Genomic DNA, 16,775 nt, shown 5'->3' with positions numbered 1-16,775 from the left:
CATGGAGCCCGTCATGTCGACACCTATTTCCGCTTCCCCCACGATGCCCGTTCTGCAGGCACGCGGACTCGTCAAACGTTATGGCAACGTGACCGCGCTCGACGGTTGCGATTTCGAAGTGCTGCCCGGAGAAATTCTCGCGGTGATCGGCGACAACGGCGCAGGCAAATCGTCGTTGATCAAGGCGCTGTCCGGCGCGACCGTGCCCGACGAAGGCGAGATTCTGCTCGACGGCAAGCCGGTCAAATTCCGCAGCCCGCTGGATGCGCGCGCACAAGGCATCGAAACCGTGTACCAGGAACTCGCGGTGGCGCCGGCCATGAGCATCGCCGAAAACCTGTTTCTCGCCCGCGAACTGCTCAAGCCAGGCTGGCGCGGCTCGCTCTTTAAGATGATCGATAAGCGCCGCATGCTCGAAGAAGCGACCGCGCATATGAAGGACCTGCAGATCGGCATCCGCTCGATGCGCCAGGCGGTCGAAACGCTGTCGGGCGGCCAGCGCCAAGGCGTCGCGGTGGCGCGCAGCGCGGCCTTCGCGCGCCACGTGGTGATTCTCGACGAACCCACCGCCGCGCTCGGCGTGAAGGAAGGCAACATGGTGCTCGAACTGATCCGGCGCGTGCGCGATCGCGGGCTGCCGGTGATTCTCATCAGCCACAACATGCCGCACGTGTTCGAAGTCGCCGACCGCATTCATATTCAACGGCTCGGCCGGCGCGCGGCGCTCGTCAACCGGAGCGACGTGCACATGTCGGAGGCGGTTGCGATCATGACCGGCGCAAAGGAAGCAGACGTCAAGGCGATTGCATGACGCGCGCCCACTACTGAGCGGATTGCCGACGATGGATACCACCGGCGCCCGCTCCCCGCTCAAACGCACGGTCGGCTCGAATCAGGTCGGCATGCGTCAATTCAACGAACGCATCGTGCTGCAGGCGATCCGCCTGCACGGGCCGCTGCCGAAAGCCGACGTAGGGCGCCTCACGCGCCTGTCGATGCAAACGGTGTCGATGATCGTCGACCGTCTGATCGACGACGGCCTGCTCGAAAAGCAGGCGCGCCTGCGCGGCAGGATCGGCCAGCCGTCGGTGCCGATCGCGTTGCGCGCGGACGGCGCGTACACCATCGGCATCAAGGTGGGACGCCGCAGCCTCGACGTGCTGGCGATGGATTTCGCCGGCCACGTGGTGTGCCGCGATGTATTCGAGTATGCCTATCCCGATCCGCGCACGCTGTTTCCCGCACTCGAAAGCAAGCTCGCGCGCGTGAAGCGCACGCTCGGCGCGAAAGCCGCCAAGGTGGTCGGCATGGGCGTCGCGGCGCCGCTGTGGCTCGGCGGTTGGCGCGACTTTCTCGGCGCGCCGCCCGACGCGCTCGACGCCTGGAACGAGATCGACTTGCGCGCCCGCATCGCGACCATGACTGGGCTGCCCGTCGAGTTCGCCAAAGACACGACAGCCGCCTGCGCGGCCGAACTCGTGATGGGCCAGGGCCGCGGCATTCACAACTTCCTGTATCTGTTCGTCGGCACCTTCATCGGCGGCGGGCTCGTGATCGACGGACGCCTGCATGGCGGGCCGCACGACAACGCGGGCGCCGTCGGTTCGATTCCGCTACGCGACGGCAGCGCGCGCAAACCCGCGCGGCAATTGCTGCACGCGGCATCGGGCTTCGTGCTCGAAAAGCTGTTCAGCGACGCGGGCGCGTTACCCGCCGCCGCACACGATCATCGCGCGCTGTCGCCGGAGTTGTGGCGGCATACCGAGCAATGGCTCGACAGCGCATGTCCGGCAATCGCCAGCGCGCTGACCAATGCGGCCGCGTTGCTCGATCTCGAAGCGATCGTGATCGACGGCGAACTCGACCGGCAACTGGTGCGCGAGATCATTCGCCGCACCGAGCGTGTGCTCGATCGTTTCGAATGGGAAGGGATGGTGCGCCCGCAATTGCTCGAAGGCGCGATCGGCGCCGATGCGCGTGCGATGGGCGGTGCGATTCTGCCGCTGTATGCACATTTCGCGCCGGTGCATGAGCTGTTCCTGAAGCCGGCGTCCGAGACGGATTATTGAGTGTTCATCGCTGACGGCAAGTAACACGCGCCCACCTCGCCCTCGCCATCACTTCGCGGCCACCTTTGCCATCACAGCCGTCTTTGGCTTTGGACTATCCAGCAGCGGCTGCAACACGGGCGCCATCGACTTCAACAACTGCACCGACAACGCACTGGTGAATTCATAATGCGCTGCATACGGCTCATGCACCCACGCGGTCAACGTGCCGTAGAAGCGGTCACCCATCGCGAACACGAAGGTCGCGCTGCGGTTCACCTTGCGCGACTCGATTAGCCGCGCGCCTTTGGCATAGACGTTCAAACGCTGGTCGCCTGTACCCGTCTTGCCGTACACCGCCAGCGTCTGGCCGTCGGGGAACGTCATGCCTTGCGCGAGCCGCCGCGCCGTGCCGCCCGTCACGACATCGCGCAACAGCGTTTTCATCACACCGGCGATCTCCGGCGACAACTGCTGCTCAGGCGCGAGCGCCGCGCGCTTGAAGTGCGTTTCGTACGGCGTGTCTTTCGCGAAGTCGAGTTGTGTCAGGCTTTCGGTCGGCACCTTGTTGCCGTCGTTGGCAATTACGCCGATCAGTTGGGCGAGTGCGGCAGGCCGGTCGCCCGATGCGCCGATCGCCGCCGCATACGAAGGCGTGAGCGTCGTGAACGGATAGCCGAGCGCCTGCCACGATTTGCCGATCGCGTCGTATGCGCGCAGCTCGACCATCCGCTTGATGCGGCGATCCTGCGTGGCGTGGTAACGCGTCTTGAAGAGCCACGAATAGGTCGACAGCCGCACGTCACGGCTCGCTTTCTGAATCTCGTCGAGCGTGGCGGCAGGATGCGCGCGCAAATAGTTGAGCGTCCACAGTTCGAGCGGATGGACGCTCGCGATATAACCGCGGTCGTTCAGATTGAAGCGGTCGATCGCATACTTCGCGTACAGGTTCGCGAGGTCTTCATCGTCGAGCATCGATGCGGCCGGGGTGTTCTTCAGCGCCGCGCGCATCTGCGCGTTGAACCACGCATTCGATTCGACCGGCGCGACGCTGCGCAAGACCGTCGCCACTTTCGGCGGCGACTTGCGCACGCCGAGCATCAGTAGCGCCAGCGCCTGATCAGGCGTCTTGCCGTGATACTTCGCGTAGAAACGGTTCATGTACACGCGGCTTTCCTGATCGGCGAAATGCGTCAGATACATCTTGCGGATCGCCGGATCGCCGAGCCACAGCGCGGACGGCCCGGTCGTCTGCACCATCTCGTAGTGGACGATGTCGCGCATCAGCCGCACGAACACCAGATTCACCGAGTGCTGGAACGCGCGGTGCACGGTCAGGATGCGGCTGTTGTCGTCGGACTCGAAGTTGTTGAAGGTCTGCGCGCCGCCACCCGTGTAAAACGTTTCGCCGGGGCTCGCCGAATATTTGCGCTCCACGGCCGCATCGAGCATCGCCTGCAACGAGCGGTCGGAGGTGTGCGCGAGATAGTCGAGCGCCCAGCGCGTCAACTGATCGGTCGGATCGGGCTTCACGGCTTTCAGCTCCGCTGTGCTCAGCGGTGCATAACGCGCGTGCAGGTCGGAGACGATCTGCAAATACGTGACCACGGTACGCAGTTTCGCTGTCGAACCGAGGTTCAGGCGCGCGCCGGAGTTGATGTCGAACGGCTGGTTGACGCTGTCTGTCTGCACCCGCACGAGGTTCGCTCCGTCGCGCCGCTCGAACAGCGTGAAGCTATAGGCGATTTTCGACGGATCGTCCGACGGCCGCAGCATTTCGAAGCCGACGAGTCCCGCGGCTTTCGCGCCGTCGCGCGTCGAGGCGGCGGCGAGCCGTTCGCTGACGGCCTGCTGCACGGCGTTGTTGAGCGTGCCTCTGGCCTGCAGATCGAGGCGGTCGAGTTCATAGAAACTCGGAATGCCGAGCGAGGCCAGCAGATGCGAGCGCATCGACGTGACGGCCTTGCGCGACACGAACGAGCCGGCGCTCTGCATGGCGGCGGGCGCGCGATGCAGTTCGACATGCGCGGACAGTGCGGCATCGCGTAATTCACCCGACACCACGCCGCCGCTCGCCAGCAACCGCAGATAGCTGTCGGTCAGCCGTTCGAGCTCGCCATAGCCGCGATGCAGGAAATACGACGGCGCGCGTTGCGCGATCATCAGCGAGAGCACCTCGCGGAACGTCTTGCCCTGCTCCGCCAGGTTCTGTGCGCTCGAAGGCGCGTTCAGCAGGCGGTTGACGTCGCCGAAATCGCGTCCGTACCACGCGGCGAGACCGTCGCCGATGCCGTTGATTTCGCCGATCCCCGGTTGTGCGGCAAGCGGCACCGAGTTCAGATAGCGGACCACGATCTGCTGCCGCGCGGGCAGCGTCTGCGGGCCATTCATATAGGCTCGCACCGACGCCGATGCGATCTGCCGCAACTTCTCCGGCGGTGTCGCCGTGCGGCCGCCCGCGGAGTGGCGGAATTTTTCGATCTGCGTGGCGAGCGTGCTGCCGCCGGGCGCGGGCTGATGACTGTTGAAAATGCGTACGCCCTGGTCGGCCAACGCGCGGCTGAAGCGTCCCCAGTCGATCGCCGGATTGCGGTTCGGCTGGTTGGGATCGAGCAGATAGCGGTCTTCGATGAACAGCAGCGAGTTCACGATGACCGGCGGAATCGCCTCGAAGCTGTCGTACACGTGGCCCGGAAAGCGGGCGTCGAAAAGCGGCGCACCGGTGCCGTCGAAAAGCTGCAGCCCGGCAATATCTTTTTCGGCGTAGGGCAGAAAGAGACCGTTATCGGCCAACGACAGCATCCGCTCGGAATCGCGTGCCTGCTCGCTGATTTCAAACCCGCGTGTCAGCAATCGTTGCTGGATCGAAGGCAGCAGTGCATAGCCGAGACGGCTGTCGTACGGGCCTTTGTCGGCTTGAGGAAAGCGGATCGAATGACTGGGACCTTCGGCGACGGAATAGCCCACGTCGCGGGTCAGTTCGGAGAGGTAGCGCGCCTGGAGCCGTGACGTTTCGATCTCGACCTGCACGAAACGCGCCGCCAATGCCAGCGCAAGCAGCAACGCAGCCGCCAGCCCCCATTTGAACCACTTCCGCACTGGTGTCGTGCCGGTCGCGCGAAGCGGAAACCGAAGCAGTGGCCGATTCATGGCTGCTCTCCCCGAGCGATCGCCAGGCTTCCTAACCCGGCTGACTTCGGAGCAGTGTAGCGCGGAACCTCGTGCCGCCATGGGTTCGTATTAACCCCACAGTGTCGCGGCTACAACACATGGTCGCGGCACGTGGCAAAACGCGAATTGCCGTGAGATATTGAGTGTCTTTCACGCGTCGGAGGCGCGCCGCCTCAGGCGGTTTTGCGCTTTTGCGCCGCCCGTTTCCGCGCAGGCGCGGGCGTCGGCGTGTGCTCCAGCGCCTCGTCGCGCAGCAACTCGATGAACTGTTCGGCCGGCGTCGACAACACGCCGCCTTTGCGCGTCACCACGCCGAAGGTTTGTGACGGCGACTTCAGCTTGACCGGCACCACGCGCAGCATCTTCTGCCGGACGAACATCGCGGCGATCGCGGTCGGCAGCAGGGAAACCAGCTCGGCGCTGCTTTGCAGCAACGCGACTGTCACAAACGTGGAAGCGGTCGAAATCGGGTTGTCCGGCATGTCGAGGCCGGCCAGATCCATCTCCCGTTCGAGCAGCGCGTGCAACGGCATGTGCGACGGATACATCACCCAACGGTGGCCGGCCAGATCGCGCAAGCGCACCTCCTTCTTCGGCAGCGGCGGATGGCCGTAGCCCACCACCACCGACAACGGCTCGTCGCCGAGCGGACGATATTGATACTTCGACGGATCGGCCGCCACCGCCGCGCGGCCGATCACCAGATCGAGGCGGCCGTCGTCGAGTTGCAGCAGCATCCGCGCGCTGGTGTCTTCCATTACTTCGATCGACAGATTCGGCTGCCCCGCATGCAGCCGGTTCAGCGCCGGCACGACGCACTCCGGAATCGCGCCCATGATCGCGCCGACCGCGAGCCGGCCGCCGCGCCCCGAGCGTATCTCGGCGACGTCCTGGCACAACGCGGTCAGGTCCGTCGCGACGAGGCGCGCGTAGCGGATCACGCAGTGGCCGAGCTGATTCGGGATCATGCCGGTCTTCGAGCGTTCGAAGAGCGGCGCGTCGAGCATCGATTCCAGTTCCTGCAGCGCCTTGCTCGCCGCCGATTGTGTCATCGACATTGCGCCGGCGGCCTTGTGCAGCGACTTCAGGTCGTCGAGCGCGATCAGCAGTTGCAGTTGCTTCATGCGCAGTTTCGCCAGCAGAACGTTCAGCGTGTCTTTCATGGGAGAAGTGCGAGGTTTCAGGGGGTGAGTCGTAAAAGCGATCACAAGATGGAAACAATTCAATATACCTGCGACGCGGGCCGCCGTATAGTCGGCGTTGGAGACATTCAAACTGCTTCACCGATCATCCACGGACAACGACATCACCATGACCCAGGCATCGCATCCCACCGCATTGCGCGGCGTGTTCCCCGTCGCGCCGACCATCTTCGACGACGCCGGCCGGCTGGACCTCGAAGGCCAGAAACGCTGCATCGACTTCATGATCGACGCGGGTTCGAACGGCCTGTGCATTCTGGCTAACTTTTCCGAGCAGTTCGCGCTGTCCGACGAAGAGCGCAATACGCTGATGCACGTCGTACTCGAACACGTCGCGGGCCGCGTGCCGGTGATCGTCACGACCACGCATTTCAGCTCGTATCAGTGCGCGGAACGCAGCCGCAGCGCGCAGGCCGCGGGCGCCGCAATGGTGATGGTGATGCCGCCGTACCATGGCGCGACGATCCGCATCGGCGAGCGCGGCATCTATGAGTTCTATCGTACGGTGTCCGATGCAATCCAGATTCCGATCATGATCCAGGACGCGCCGGTGAGCGGCACGCCGTTGTCGGCGCCGTTTCTCGCCCGCATGGCGCGCGAGATCGACAACGTGTCGTACTTCAAGATCGAAGTGCCGCAAGCCGCGAACAAGCTGCGCGAGCTGATCGAACTGGGTGGCGATGCGATCGTGGGTCCGTGGGACGGCGAAGAAGCGATCACGCTGATGGCCGATCTGGATGCGGGCGCGACGGGTTCGATGACTGGCGGCGGTTACGCCGACGGCATCCGTCTGATCATCGACGCCTATGCGGCCGGCGAGACCGAAGCGGCCGCCGCGCACTATCAGCAGTGGCTGCCGCTGATCAACTACGAAAACCGCCAGGGCGGGCTTGCCTCGTGCAAGGCGCTGATGAAGGAAGGCGGCGTGATTCGTTCGGATGCGGTGCGCCATCCGCTGCCGGCAATGCATCCGGCGACCCGCGAAGGCTTGCTCAAAGTCGCACGGCGGCTCGATCCGCTGGTGCTGCGCTGGGGTCGTTAAAAGGCGTTCGTCGAAACGCGGCGGCGAATCCATTCCGGTTCGAACGCTTGCCAGGCTGTCGGCAAGTGTTCGAACCTTCACAGGGATGAGCGCTACGCTCAAGCAACCCCACATCAAACCCGCCCGCGATGCTTTGTCCGTCCCGCATCGCATGGCTCCGTCGCCGGCTGTCGATTCGAACCCGCGCAACGGCACGCCTCTCCCTGCCCACGCACCCCGTGTCCTTGCTATTCGGCTAAGCCACATCGCTCTGTTTGTGTTCGAGAGGCCGCACGCATAAGCGCAGCGCCAGCCTCTGTTGCCTATACGTGTTCCATCTCCGCACGGATGCGCGTCGCAAGAAAAATCCACATATAAGGCCGGGAAGAAAGTGAGTAACATAGGCCCGCAAGCCCACCCTACTTCTTTCCATGACCGCCGATCCTCGAGAACTGACGCCGGAAACCCTCGCCGAGCTGATCGAACGCATTGCCAGGGAAGATGCAGCGGCACTGCGCGAACTCTATGATCTCGCCGCTCCGAAACTGTTTGGTCTCGCGCTCCGTATATTGAACAGGCATGAGTGGGCTGAAGAAGTCTTGCAGGACAGCTTCGTCAATATCTGGCGCTTTGCCGGCGACTATCGCCGCGCACTGTCCGCACCGATGACGTGGATGTCCGCGATCGTCCGGAACCGTGCTCTCGATCACCTGCGACGGCTCAATACGCAGGAAACGGAATGGAGCGATGCGTTGGACGATCTCGTGGCAAGCGGCGATCCGGATCCCGAAGCGTTGACCGGGGTCAGCCTGCAGGCACGCCTGCTGGCCGGCTGCATGCAGCAGCTGGAACCGGCCCAGCGTCAGGCAGTCGCGCTTGCTTACCTGCGCGATCAGAGCCATAGCGAGATCGCCGACATGCTGAGGGTGCCGCTCGGCACCATCAAATCCTGGATCAGACGCGGCCTCGCCAAACTGAAAACCTGTCTGGGAGGCGAGTGATGAATCTGACTCGCTATCCTCAGCTCGTCGATCTGCTGGCCGCCGAGTATGTGCTCGGCACGTTGCGCGGCGCCGCCCGGCGTCGCTTTCAACGGTATGCGGATCAGGACGCGTCGATCCGCGCTGCGGTCGCCGCATGGCAACGGCACCTCGCGCCGATGGCCGAACTCGCCCAGCCGCGCATGCCGCCTGCGGCCGTATGGGAAGCGATCGAACAGCGTCTGGGCCTGAGCGCCGCGCGCGAGGCCGCGCGGCCGCATAGCGCGTTGCCGACGCCGGCGCGCCCTTCGCGCGGACGATTCGACAACCTCGCGTTCTGGCGCGGCTGGGCGATCGGCACCACGGCGCTTGCCGCCATCGCCGTGGTGGTCGCGGTGCGCGCGCTGTTGCCGGCCACGACAGTACCGACCGCCCCGACACCTGTGCCGACACCCGCGCCGACCATCGCGCAGAAGCCGGCGCCGTCCGTGTCGCATGTCGCCGTGCTGAACAGCACGGACGCGCGTCCGGTCATGCTGATCGCGTGGGACGAAGGCCGCTCGACGATGACGCTCCAACCGCTCGGCAAGGTCGACGTCCCGCCCGGCCGCACGATGGAGCTGTGGGGCATTCCGGCGAACGGGCATCCGGTGTCGCTCGGCCTGTTGCCGGACAGCGCGACCGGCACGGTCACCGCCGGTCAGCAGAAGCCGGAGAATTACGAGGCGCTTGCGGTATCGATCGAAGCGCCTGGCGGCTCGCCGGATCACAATGCGCCGAGTGGTCCGGTGGTGTTCACGGGCAAGCTGCTGCCGGTGTCCTGAGCTGGTTCTGTAGTTGAGTGACGAGGCCGGCGTTCGCTGCGTGCGGATGCCGGCCTTTTGTTCGGAGTATTGAGTGTTGAACGCCCGGGCGATACCGCGACGCTCCGCTCCAGCGATGTCACTCCATTAAAGTGCAACTGGACGCGAGCGCTCGATTGCCGCTACCCTTAGCCCCATGCAAAGCTTTTACGAAGCCACCGTCACCCGCCCCTCCGACCATGCGCCGCTGGCCGGCCGGCGCAGCGCCCATGTCTGCATCATCGGCGGCGGGCTCGCCGGCTTGTCGACGGCATTGGGACTTGCGGAGCGCGGCGTCGGCGAGGTCGTCGTCCTCGAAGCGCAGCAGGTGGGCTTCGGCGCGTCGGGACGCAACGGCGGCTTCGTGTTCGGCGGCTACAGCCTCGATTGCGCCGATTTGCTGAAAACCCTCGGCCCCGCTCACGCCCGCGAGCTCTATACGCTGACCACCGACGCCGTCGATCTGATGCGCCAGCGCATCGCGCGCTACCGGATCGATTGCGATGCGACCGATGCCGGCGTGATCCTCGCGAACTGGTTCGACGAACCGGCCCGTCTCGACGCGCAGCGGCGCCTGATGCGCGAATCGTTCGGCGTCGAATGGGAACCCGTAGCGGCCGCGCAGCTCGCTTCGCAACTGAAGACGCGCCGCTATCACGGCGGCCTGTTCGAGCGCAACGCGTTCCACTTTCATCCGCTCAAATACGTGCTCGGCGTCGCCGATGCCGCGGCGCGCGCGGGCGTCACGATCCACGAGCACTCGCCGGTCGTTCGCCTGCAGCGCGCGGGCGCGGGCTTCGTCGTGCACACGCAGCAAGGGGCGCTCGACGCGCGCCATGTCGTGATGGCGGGCGGCGGCTATGCGCGCAATGTCTACGCACGCGTCGAGCGCGCGGTGCTGCCGATCGCCACCTACGTGATGGCGACCGAACCGCTCGGCGCGCGCCTGCACGATGCGATCGACACGCGCGCCGCCGTCTACGACACCCGTTTCGCGTTCGACTACTACCGGCCTTTGCCCGACACGCGCATTCTATGGGGCGGCCGCATCTCGGTGCGCGACCGCGCGCCCGGCACGATCGCGCGACTGCTGCGGCGCGATCTGCTGAAGGTCTATCCGCAATTGCGCGACGTGCGGATCGAGTACGCCTGGGGCGGTCTGATGAGCTACGCGCGGCACAAGATGCCGCAAATCGGCCGCAGCGCGGACGGCGTCTGGTATGCGGTCGGTTTCGGCGGACACGGCATGGCGCCGACCACCGTGTCCGGCGAACTGCTCGCGGCGGCCATTGCCGGCGAGCATCCGGTGCCCGACGCGTTCGCGCGCTTCGGCCTGACGCCCGCCTTCGGCGCGCTCGGCCTCGCCGCCGCGCAACTGACCTACACCACGATGCAGACGCGCGACGCGCTCGCCGCGCGCCGCCGGGCCGCGCGCCCCGTCGTCTGAGCCATCGCAATACGCCGCCACTTATGCCCGGGACCCGCGCCAGAGGCCAGTTTCGCCATGCTAGAATGCGCCGTCACCGCCGCTCGAATACACAATGAAAAAGGGAAGCAAGGCCGCCGAGCCTGATACCAACGGCATCCCGTCCGATACGCCGCGTGGAGACGCCCGGCGCAAGTACGACCCCGAACAGACGAAGCGCAACATCCTCGACGTCGCGACCCAGGAGTTCTCCGCGATGGGACTGACGGGCGCACGCGTCGACGCGATCGCGGAACGCACGAACACCACCAAGCGCATGCTGTACTACTACTTCGGCAGCAAGGAAGGGTTGTACCAGGCCGTGCTGGAAAAGGTGTATGGCGACATTCGCGCGCTCGAACAGGATCTGCACGTCAGCGAACTGGATCCGGTCGAGGGCATGCGCGCGCTGGTCGAATTCACGTTCGACTATCACGACCGTCAGCGTGACTTCGTGCGTCTTGTGACCATCGAAAACATTCACGGCGCGAAGTACGTCGAGCAGGTGAAGTCGTTCAAGGGCCGTAATGTCACCGTCATTCACACGATCGAAGATCTGCTTGCGCGCGGTATCGCGGCGGGACAGTTCCGCAGCGACCTCGACCCGATCGATCTGCATCTGCTGATCAGCTCGCTGTGCTTTCACCGCGTCGGCAATCGCCATACGTTCGGCACCGCGTTCGGCCGCGATCCGTCGCATCCGCGCCTGCGCGCAAGGCATCGCGCGATGATCGTCGATGCGGTGCTGCGTTTCGTGCGCAAGGACGATTGAAGCGCGCTTGAACCGGTATCGGCCCGTGGTTAGGCCAGCATGAAAATGAAAACGGGACGTGGGCTTGTGAGCCCCCGTCCCGTTTCTCATTCAGCCAATGAAAGACCGCTCAGTCCACCAGCACGATCCGCTTGATATCGCCGACGATGAAGATGTACGACAGCGCGCCGATCAGTGCGACCACGCCGATGAACACCAGCGCGCCGACAAACGAGCCGGTTGCCGCGACGATGAAACCCACCACCAGCGGCGTGATGATGCCGGCCAGATTCGCGGCGAAGTTGAAGATGCCGCCGGTCACGCCGAGCAGCCCTTCGGGCGCAATATCCGACACGAGCGTCCAGCCCAATGCGGCCATACCCTGTGCGAAAAACGCCACCGACAGGATCGCGATCACCACCACATTGCTCTCGACATAGTTGGCGAGAATGATGGTCGACGCGAGCAGCAGGCCGGCGATGATCGGCAGCTTGCGCGCGACATTCGGTGAGATGCCGCGGCGCAGCAGCCAGTCGGAGAACACGCCGCCGAACATCACGCCGATCGACGCCGCGATGAACGGCATGATCGCGAAGAAGCCGATTTTCAGCCACGCCATGTGACGCTCGGTGGCGAGATACGTGGGAAACCACGTGAGGAAGAACACCAGCGTCGAATTGCCCGCGAACTGGCCGAGGCAGATGCCCGTCAGTTGACGATGCTTGAGCAGGCGTCCGATGGTGCGCCATTCGAAGCCGCTCTTCGCAGGCGCCGCCGCCACATCGTCGCGCTTGCGGCTATGCGTGAGACCACCGCCCGCTTCGATATAGTCGAGCTCTTCCTGATTGGCCGACGGATGCTCGTGCGGCTCGCGATAGAACATCCACCAGATCAGCCCGAACACGATGCCCACGCCGCCCACCACATAGAACAGCGAACGCCAGCCGAACGCTCCCATCAGCATGAACAGGAACGGGCTGAAAAACGCGAGGCCGATGTATTCGCCGACGGTGTACGTGCCCGTCGCCATCGCACGTTCGCTCTGCGGGAACCAGGTGGCCACCACGCGGCTATTGGTCGGAAAACAGGGTGCCTCCGACACGCCGAGCCCCAGCCGGAACGCGAACAGCGCGCCGATCCCGTGCACCAGGCCTTGCGCAAGCGTGCACAGGGACCAGAACGTCATCGACAGGAAGTAGGTCACCTTGCTGCCGAAGCGGTCGAGAAACAGGCCGCCCGGAATTTGCGCGGCCACATAGCTCCATGAGAAGACGGAGAACAGCAGCCCCATCATCGCGGCGTTGATGCCGAGTTCCTTGGTCAACTGCGGCGCCGCGATGCCGAGCACCGTGCGGTCCAGATAGTTGATCATCGTGCCGACTGCGAGCAGTCCGAGAATCTGATAACGGGCCTTCGAGCGGCGCGCGGTGCCGACCGTGGCGCCCTTCTGATGGGGCGTGCCGGAAGAAGTGGATTGAATCGGTTGCGACATGTCGAGCTAGTCTCCTCGTTCTGGTTATCGTTGCAACAACGACTGAAAGTGCGTATACACGCGTTCGGCGTCCGGCTCGAGGCCCGTGAAGATTCGCATCGCGTCGACCGCCTGATACACCGCCATGCCGCCGCCGCTCAGCGTGCGGCAGCCGAGGGCTTCGGCCGCCTGCAGCAAGGCGGTGCGGATAGGGAAATAAACGATGTCCGCGACCCACAGATCGCGGTGCAACAATTCGACCGGCAACGGCAGGCCCGGCAATTTCGCCATGCCGGTGGGCGTCGCGTGAATCAGGCCGTTGGCGGCGGCGAGTGATTCCGCGAGCGACGTGCCGGCGCTGACCGTGCTGGACGGGAAGCGCTTTTGCAATTCGTCGGCGAGCGAGGCGGCACGCGCGGCGTCCACGTCGAACAGCGTGAGCGACTGCGCGCCCATCTGCAGCGCCGCATGCGCGACCGCCGCGCCCGCGCCGCCCGCGCCGAGTTGCACGACACGCTCCAGCGATACGTCGGGCAAGCCGCGCTGGAACGCACGCGCGAAGCCGGACCAGTCGGTGTTGTGGCCGATGCGCTTGCCATCCTTGAACAGCACCGTGTTGACCGCGCCCAGTGCGCGCGCGTCGTCGGACAGTTCGTCGAGCAATGGAATCACCGCCTGCTTGCACGGATACGTGATGTTCAGACCGTTGAAGCCCATGCGCTCGGCGGCGTTCAGCAGGTCCGGCAGCGCGGCGGCGTCGAGTTTCAATGCTTCGATATCGATGCGCCGGTACACGTAATGCAGGCCGAGCTTGCTGCCCTCTTCCTCGTGCATAGCGGGCGTCAGCGATCCGCCGATGCCCGCGCCGATCAGGCCGACCAGATACGAATTCGGCGTGGCCTGTGAGCTGACCAGCGCGTTCGCCGGTACGTTTGCTCGTGTGTTCGCTTGTGTGTTCACTTAGCCGCCCTATTCTTAAGGATGGTCGCCATCCGCTCCAGCGCGAAGACGTAACCCTGCGTGCCGCAACCAACGATGATTGCATCCGCCACCGCCGACACATACGAATGATGGCGGAACGCTTCGCGCCGATGCACGTTCGAGATATGCACTTCGACGACCGGCTTGTCGATCGCGGAAAGCGCGTCGGCGATCGCAACCGACGTATGCGTGTAAGCGGCGGGATTGATCACGATGCCATCGACCTTGGTGCGCGCCGCGTGCAACCAGTCGATCAACTGATGTTCGGCGTTCGACTGGCAGAAGTCGACCGCGAGACCGAGGCGCTCGCCCGCGTCGCGGCACAGCTTCGCGACGTCGTCGAGCGTTTCCGCGCCATAGATGGCCGGCTCGCGCGTGCCGAGCAGATTGAGGTTCGGTCCGTTGAGGACCAGTACGGAGGCAAAACTCATGACTACGACTCCTGCAAAGTAAGGCGCAAACCCGACCACGCCACTCGTGGTTGCTCCACGACGTGGAGCGAAGTGTGCACTCATCGGCGAGCGGCGTCATTGGGGGTTTCTACGAATTTGTACCATCTAGTTAGTTTGTATAAACTGGCGAAACTTCCGTTAGAGTGGGTAATTCTGGCCTGCGTCTTGCGGACGCACGTCGCCGGTCGGCCCGCTTTGCGCATTGCAGCATGCATCGCGCGACACACGCGGGCGCGCCGCGCTGACCGCTGTGCCTATTCTTCAACTGCCGTTCTGATTGTTTTTGCAGGAGCCGTTCATGCAACGTTCGATTGCCACCGTGTCGATTAGCGGAACCCTCGTCGAGAAGTTGACCGCGATCCGGGCGGCGGGCTTCGAAGGCGTCGAGATCTTCGAGAACGATCTGCTGTATTTCGACGGCTCTCCCGCCGACGTGCGCCGCATCGCGGAAGATCTCGGGCTGAAGATCATGCTGTTCCAGCCGTTCCGCGATTTCGACGGGGTGAGCCCGGAGCGCCTCGAACGCAATCTGGATCGCGCGAAACGCAAGTTCGACGTGATGCACGAACTGGGCACGGACCGCATTCTGGTGTGCAGCAACGTGTCGCCCGACACCATCGGCGACGACGCGCTGATGGTCGATCAACTGGGCGCGCTGGCTCGTGCGGCCGAGGCGGCCGGCGTGATCGCCGGTTACGAGGCGCTCGCGTGGGGTAAGCACGTCAAGACTTACCGCCACGCGTGGAAACTCGTCGATGCGGTGAACCATCCGAACCTCGGGCTCGTGCTCGACAGTTTTCACACGCTGTCGCTCAATGACACGGTGGACGCGATCGCCGACATTCCGGGCGAGCGCATCGCGTTCGTGCAGATCGCCGACGCGCCGAAGCTCGCGATGGACGTGCTCGAATGGAGCCGCCACTACCGGTGCTTCCCCGGCCAGGGCGATTTCGACCTGGCGAACTTCACCGCGCAGGTCGTGAAAACGGGCTACAAGGGCCCGCTTTCACTGGAAATTTTCAATGACGGCTTTCGCGCCGCCCCCACCACGATCACGGCCGCGGACGGTCACCGCTCGCTGCTGTTCCTCGAGGAACAGACCCGCGCGCTGCTCGAATCCACGCAGGAGCCGGTCGGTGATCTGTACCGCTCACCTGCGGCACCGGCCCACGTCGGTTATCAGTTCCTCGAATTCGCGGTCGACCACACCACGCGCGCGCAACTCGTCGATTGGCTCGGCAAGCTGCGTTTTCGTCGGGCTGGCGAGCATCGCTCGAAAGAGGTCACGTTGTTCCAGCACGGCGCAGCGTCGATCGTGCTGAACGCCGAACCCGATTCGTTCGCCAACGCGTTCTTCCAGCAGCATGGCCTGTCGCTGTGCGCGTCGGCGTTTCGCGTGGACGACGCCAATCAGGCGTTCGAACGCGCGGCCGGTTTCGGCTACGCGCCGTTCTCCGGTCAGATCGGCCCGAACGAGCGCGTGCTGCCCGCCGTGCAGGGGCCGGACGGCAGCCTGAACTATTTCGTCGACGAAACGCCGGATCAGCCCACGCTGTTCGAAGCCGATTTCGTCCTCACCGACGTCAACGGTCCGACCGAAGTCGGGCCGCTTTCCCGCATCGATCACGTGTGTCTGTCGGTGCCGGCGAATTCGCTGGATACATGGGTGCTGTTTCTAAGAACCGCACTGGGCTTCCAGGCCGAGCCGGGCGTGCTGGTGCCGGACCCGTACGGGCTGGTGCGCAGCCGCGCGCTTCGCAGTCGGGACGGATCGGTGCGGATCGTGCTGAACGCGTCGGTCGATCATCACACGGCGGTGGCCGAGGCACTGCACACGTATCACGGCTCCGGCCTGAACCACGTGGCGTTCAGCACCGGCGACATCTTCAGCGCGATTCCGGAATTCGTCGCCGACGGCCTGCCGGTGTTGCGCATCCCGCGCAATTACTACGACGATCTCGCCGCGCGTTACGCGTTGCCCGACGAGATGCTGGAGGCGTTGCGCGCCGGCAATATCCTGTACGACCGCGATGAGCGTGGCGGCGAGTTTTTCCATGCTTACACGGAACAGCTGGATCAGCGCTTTTTCCTGGAGATCGTCGAGCGGCGCGGCGATTACGACGGTTATGGCGCGGCCAATGCTGCGGTGCGGCTTGCTGCTCAGGCGCAGCGGCGTAAGTAGGCAGCAGGCGGTTTGCTTTTCCGCGGACCGTGTGCGGGTTTGGCGGTTGGCGGTTGGCGGTTGGCGGTTGGCGGTTGGCGGTTGGCGGTTGGCGGTTGGCGGTTGGGCAGACCCGGCAGTCCAGACAGTTCCAGCCGCATCGCCCCCCATCTCAGGCACGGCACATGCGACCTCGCCTCGTGCATCCGCGCCGCCCCGATATAATGGCG

Annotated in this window: 13 protein-coding genes; 8 read left to right on the top strand and 5 right to left on the bottom strand. The window is 64.6% G+C overall.

The features are described 5' to 3' along the window. Positions 1 to 13: 13 nt before the first annotated feature. Together PQQ53_RS05895 and PQQ53_RS05890 are read left to right on the top strand one after the other, a co-directional pair. The gene (locus PQQ53_RS05895; protein WP_408138899.1) at positions 14 to 811 is read left to right on the top strand and encodes an ATP-binding cassette domain-containing protein; all 798 of its coding nucleotides are present in this window, start codon (positions 14 to 16) and stop codon (positions 809 to 811) included. Positions 812 to 842: 31 nt separating this feature from the next. Further along, on the top strand, positions 843 to 2,069 hold the full coding sequence (locus PQQ53_RS05890) for an ROK family transcriptional regulator (RefSeq protein ID WP_408323427.1): 1,227 nt from the start codon (positions 843 to 845) through the stop codon (positions 2,067 to 2,069). 48 nt (positions 2,070 to 2,117) lie between these two features. Here PQQ53_RS05890 and PQQ53_RS05885 read toward each other — a convergent pair whose 3' ends face one another. After that, the gene (locus PQQ53_RS05885; protein ID WP_408323426.1) at positions 2,118 to 5,198 is read right to left on the bottom strand and encodes a transglycosylase domain-containing protein; all 3,081 of its coding nucleotides are present in this window, start codon (positions 5,196 to 5,198) and stop codon (positions 2,118 to 2,120) included. A 194-nt stretch (positions 5,199 to 5,392) separates the two neighbouring features. Further along, the gene (locus PQQ53_RS05880) at positions 5,393 to 6,382 is read right to left on the bottom strand and encodes a LysR family transcriptional regulator (protein ID WP_408138903.1); all 990 of its coding nucleotides are present in this window, start codon (positions 6,380 to 6,382) and stop codon (positions 5,393 to 5,395) included. 148 nt (positions 6,383 to 6,530) lie between these two features. Between PQQ53_RS05880 and PQQ53_RS05875 the strand changes: the two genes are divergently transcribed. The 5 genes from PQQ53_RS05875 (at position 6,531) to PQQ53_RS05855 (ending at position 11,501) form a co-directional block, all read left to right on the top strand. After that, positions 6,531 to 7,463: a dihydrodipicolinate synthase family protein gene (locus PQQ53_RS05875; protein WP_408138905.1), complete on the top strand. Its 933-nt coding sequence runs from the start codon at positions 6,531 to 6,533 to the stop codon at positions 7,461 to 7,463. A 410-nt stretch (positions 7,464 to 7,873) separates the two neighbouring features. Next, on the top strand, positions 7,874 to 8,443 hold the full coding sequence (locus PQQ53_RS05870; RefSeq protein WP_408323425.1) for an RNA polymerase sigma factor: 570 nt from the start codon (positions 7,874 to 7,876) through the stop codon (positions 8,441 to 8,443). Further along, on the top strand, positions 8,443 to 9,246 hold the full coding sequence (locus tag PQQ53_RS05865) for an anti-sigma factor (protein WP_408323424.1): 804 nt from the start codon (positions 8,443 to 8,445) through the stop codon (positions 9,244 to 9,246). The genes PQQ53_RS05870 and PQQ53_RS05865 overlap by 1 nt, the downstream gene beginning before the upstream one ends. Before the next feature lie 175 nt (positions 9,247 to 9,421). Next, positions 9,422 to 10,711 carry an NAD(P)/FAD-dependent oxidoreductase gene (locus PQQ53_RS05860; protein ID WP_408138911.1) on the top strand — a complete coding sequence of 430 codons (1,290 nt, stop codon included), beginning with the start codon at positions 9,422 to 9,424 and terminating at the stop codon, positions 10,709 to 10,711. A 94-nt stretch (positions 10,712 to 10,805) separates the two neighbouring features. After that, on the top strand, positions 10,806 to 11,501 hold the full coding sequence (locus PQQ53_RS05855) for a TetR/AcrR family transcriptional regulator (protein ID WP_408138913.1): 696 nt from the start codon (positions 10,806 to 10,808) through the stop codon (positions 11,499 to 11,501). Positions 11,502 to 11,610: 109 nt separating this feature from the next. Here PQQ53_RS05855 and PQQ53_RS05850 read toward each other — a convergent pair whose 3' ends face one another. The 3 genes from PQQ53_RS05850 to aroQ are packed head-to-tail and all read right to left on the bottom strand — an operon-like array spanning position 11,611 to position 14,363. Then, positions 11,611 to 12,972 (bottom strand): MFS transporter, encoded by a 1,362-nt coding sequence (locus tag PQQ53_RS05850; protein ID WP_408138915.1) that lies wholly within the window; start codon positions 12,970 to 12,972, stop codon positions 11,611 to 11,613. Between the two features lie 24 nt (positions 12,973 to 12,996). Next, the gene (locus PQQ53_RS05845) at positions 12,997 to 13,911 is read right to left on the bottom strand and encodes a shikimate dehydrogenase (RefSeq protein WP_408152034.1); all 915 of its coding nucleotides are present in this window, start codon (positions 13,909 to 13,911) and stop codon (positions 12,997 to 12,999) included. Then, on the bottom strand, positions 13,908 to 14,363 hold the full coding sequence (gene aroQ / locus PQQ53_RS05840) for a type II 3-dehydroquinate dehydratase (protein ID WP_408138919.1): 456 nt from the start codon (positions 14,361 to 14,363) through the stop codon (positions 13,908 to 13,910). The genes PQQ53_RS05845 and aroQ overlap by 4 nt, the downstream gene beginning before the upstream one ends. Positions 14,364 to 14,682: 319 nt before the next feature. On the opposite strand from aroQ, the gene PQQ53_RS05835 reads away from it, so the two are divergent. Further along, positions 14,683 to 16,566, top strand: a complete 1,884-nt coding sequence (locus PQQ53_RS05835) for a bifunctional sugar phosphate isomerase/epimerase/4-hydroxyphenylpyruvate dioxygenase family protein (RefSeq protein WP_408323423.1) — start codon at positions 14,683 to 14,685, stop codon at positions 16,564 to 16,566. Positions 16,567 to 16,775: the final 209 nt, after the last annotated feature.

Source organism: Paraburkholderia strydomiana, assembly GCF_046030495.1.
Lineage (GTDB): Bacteria > Pseudomonadota > Gammaproteobacteria > Burkholderiales > Burkholderiaceae > Paraburkholderia > Paraburkholderia strydomiana_A.
Note: the sequence above shows the minus strand (reverse complement) of the source record. Positions and strands in the feature narration are given on the sequence as shown.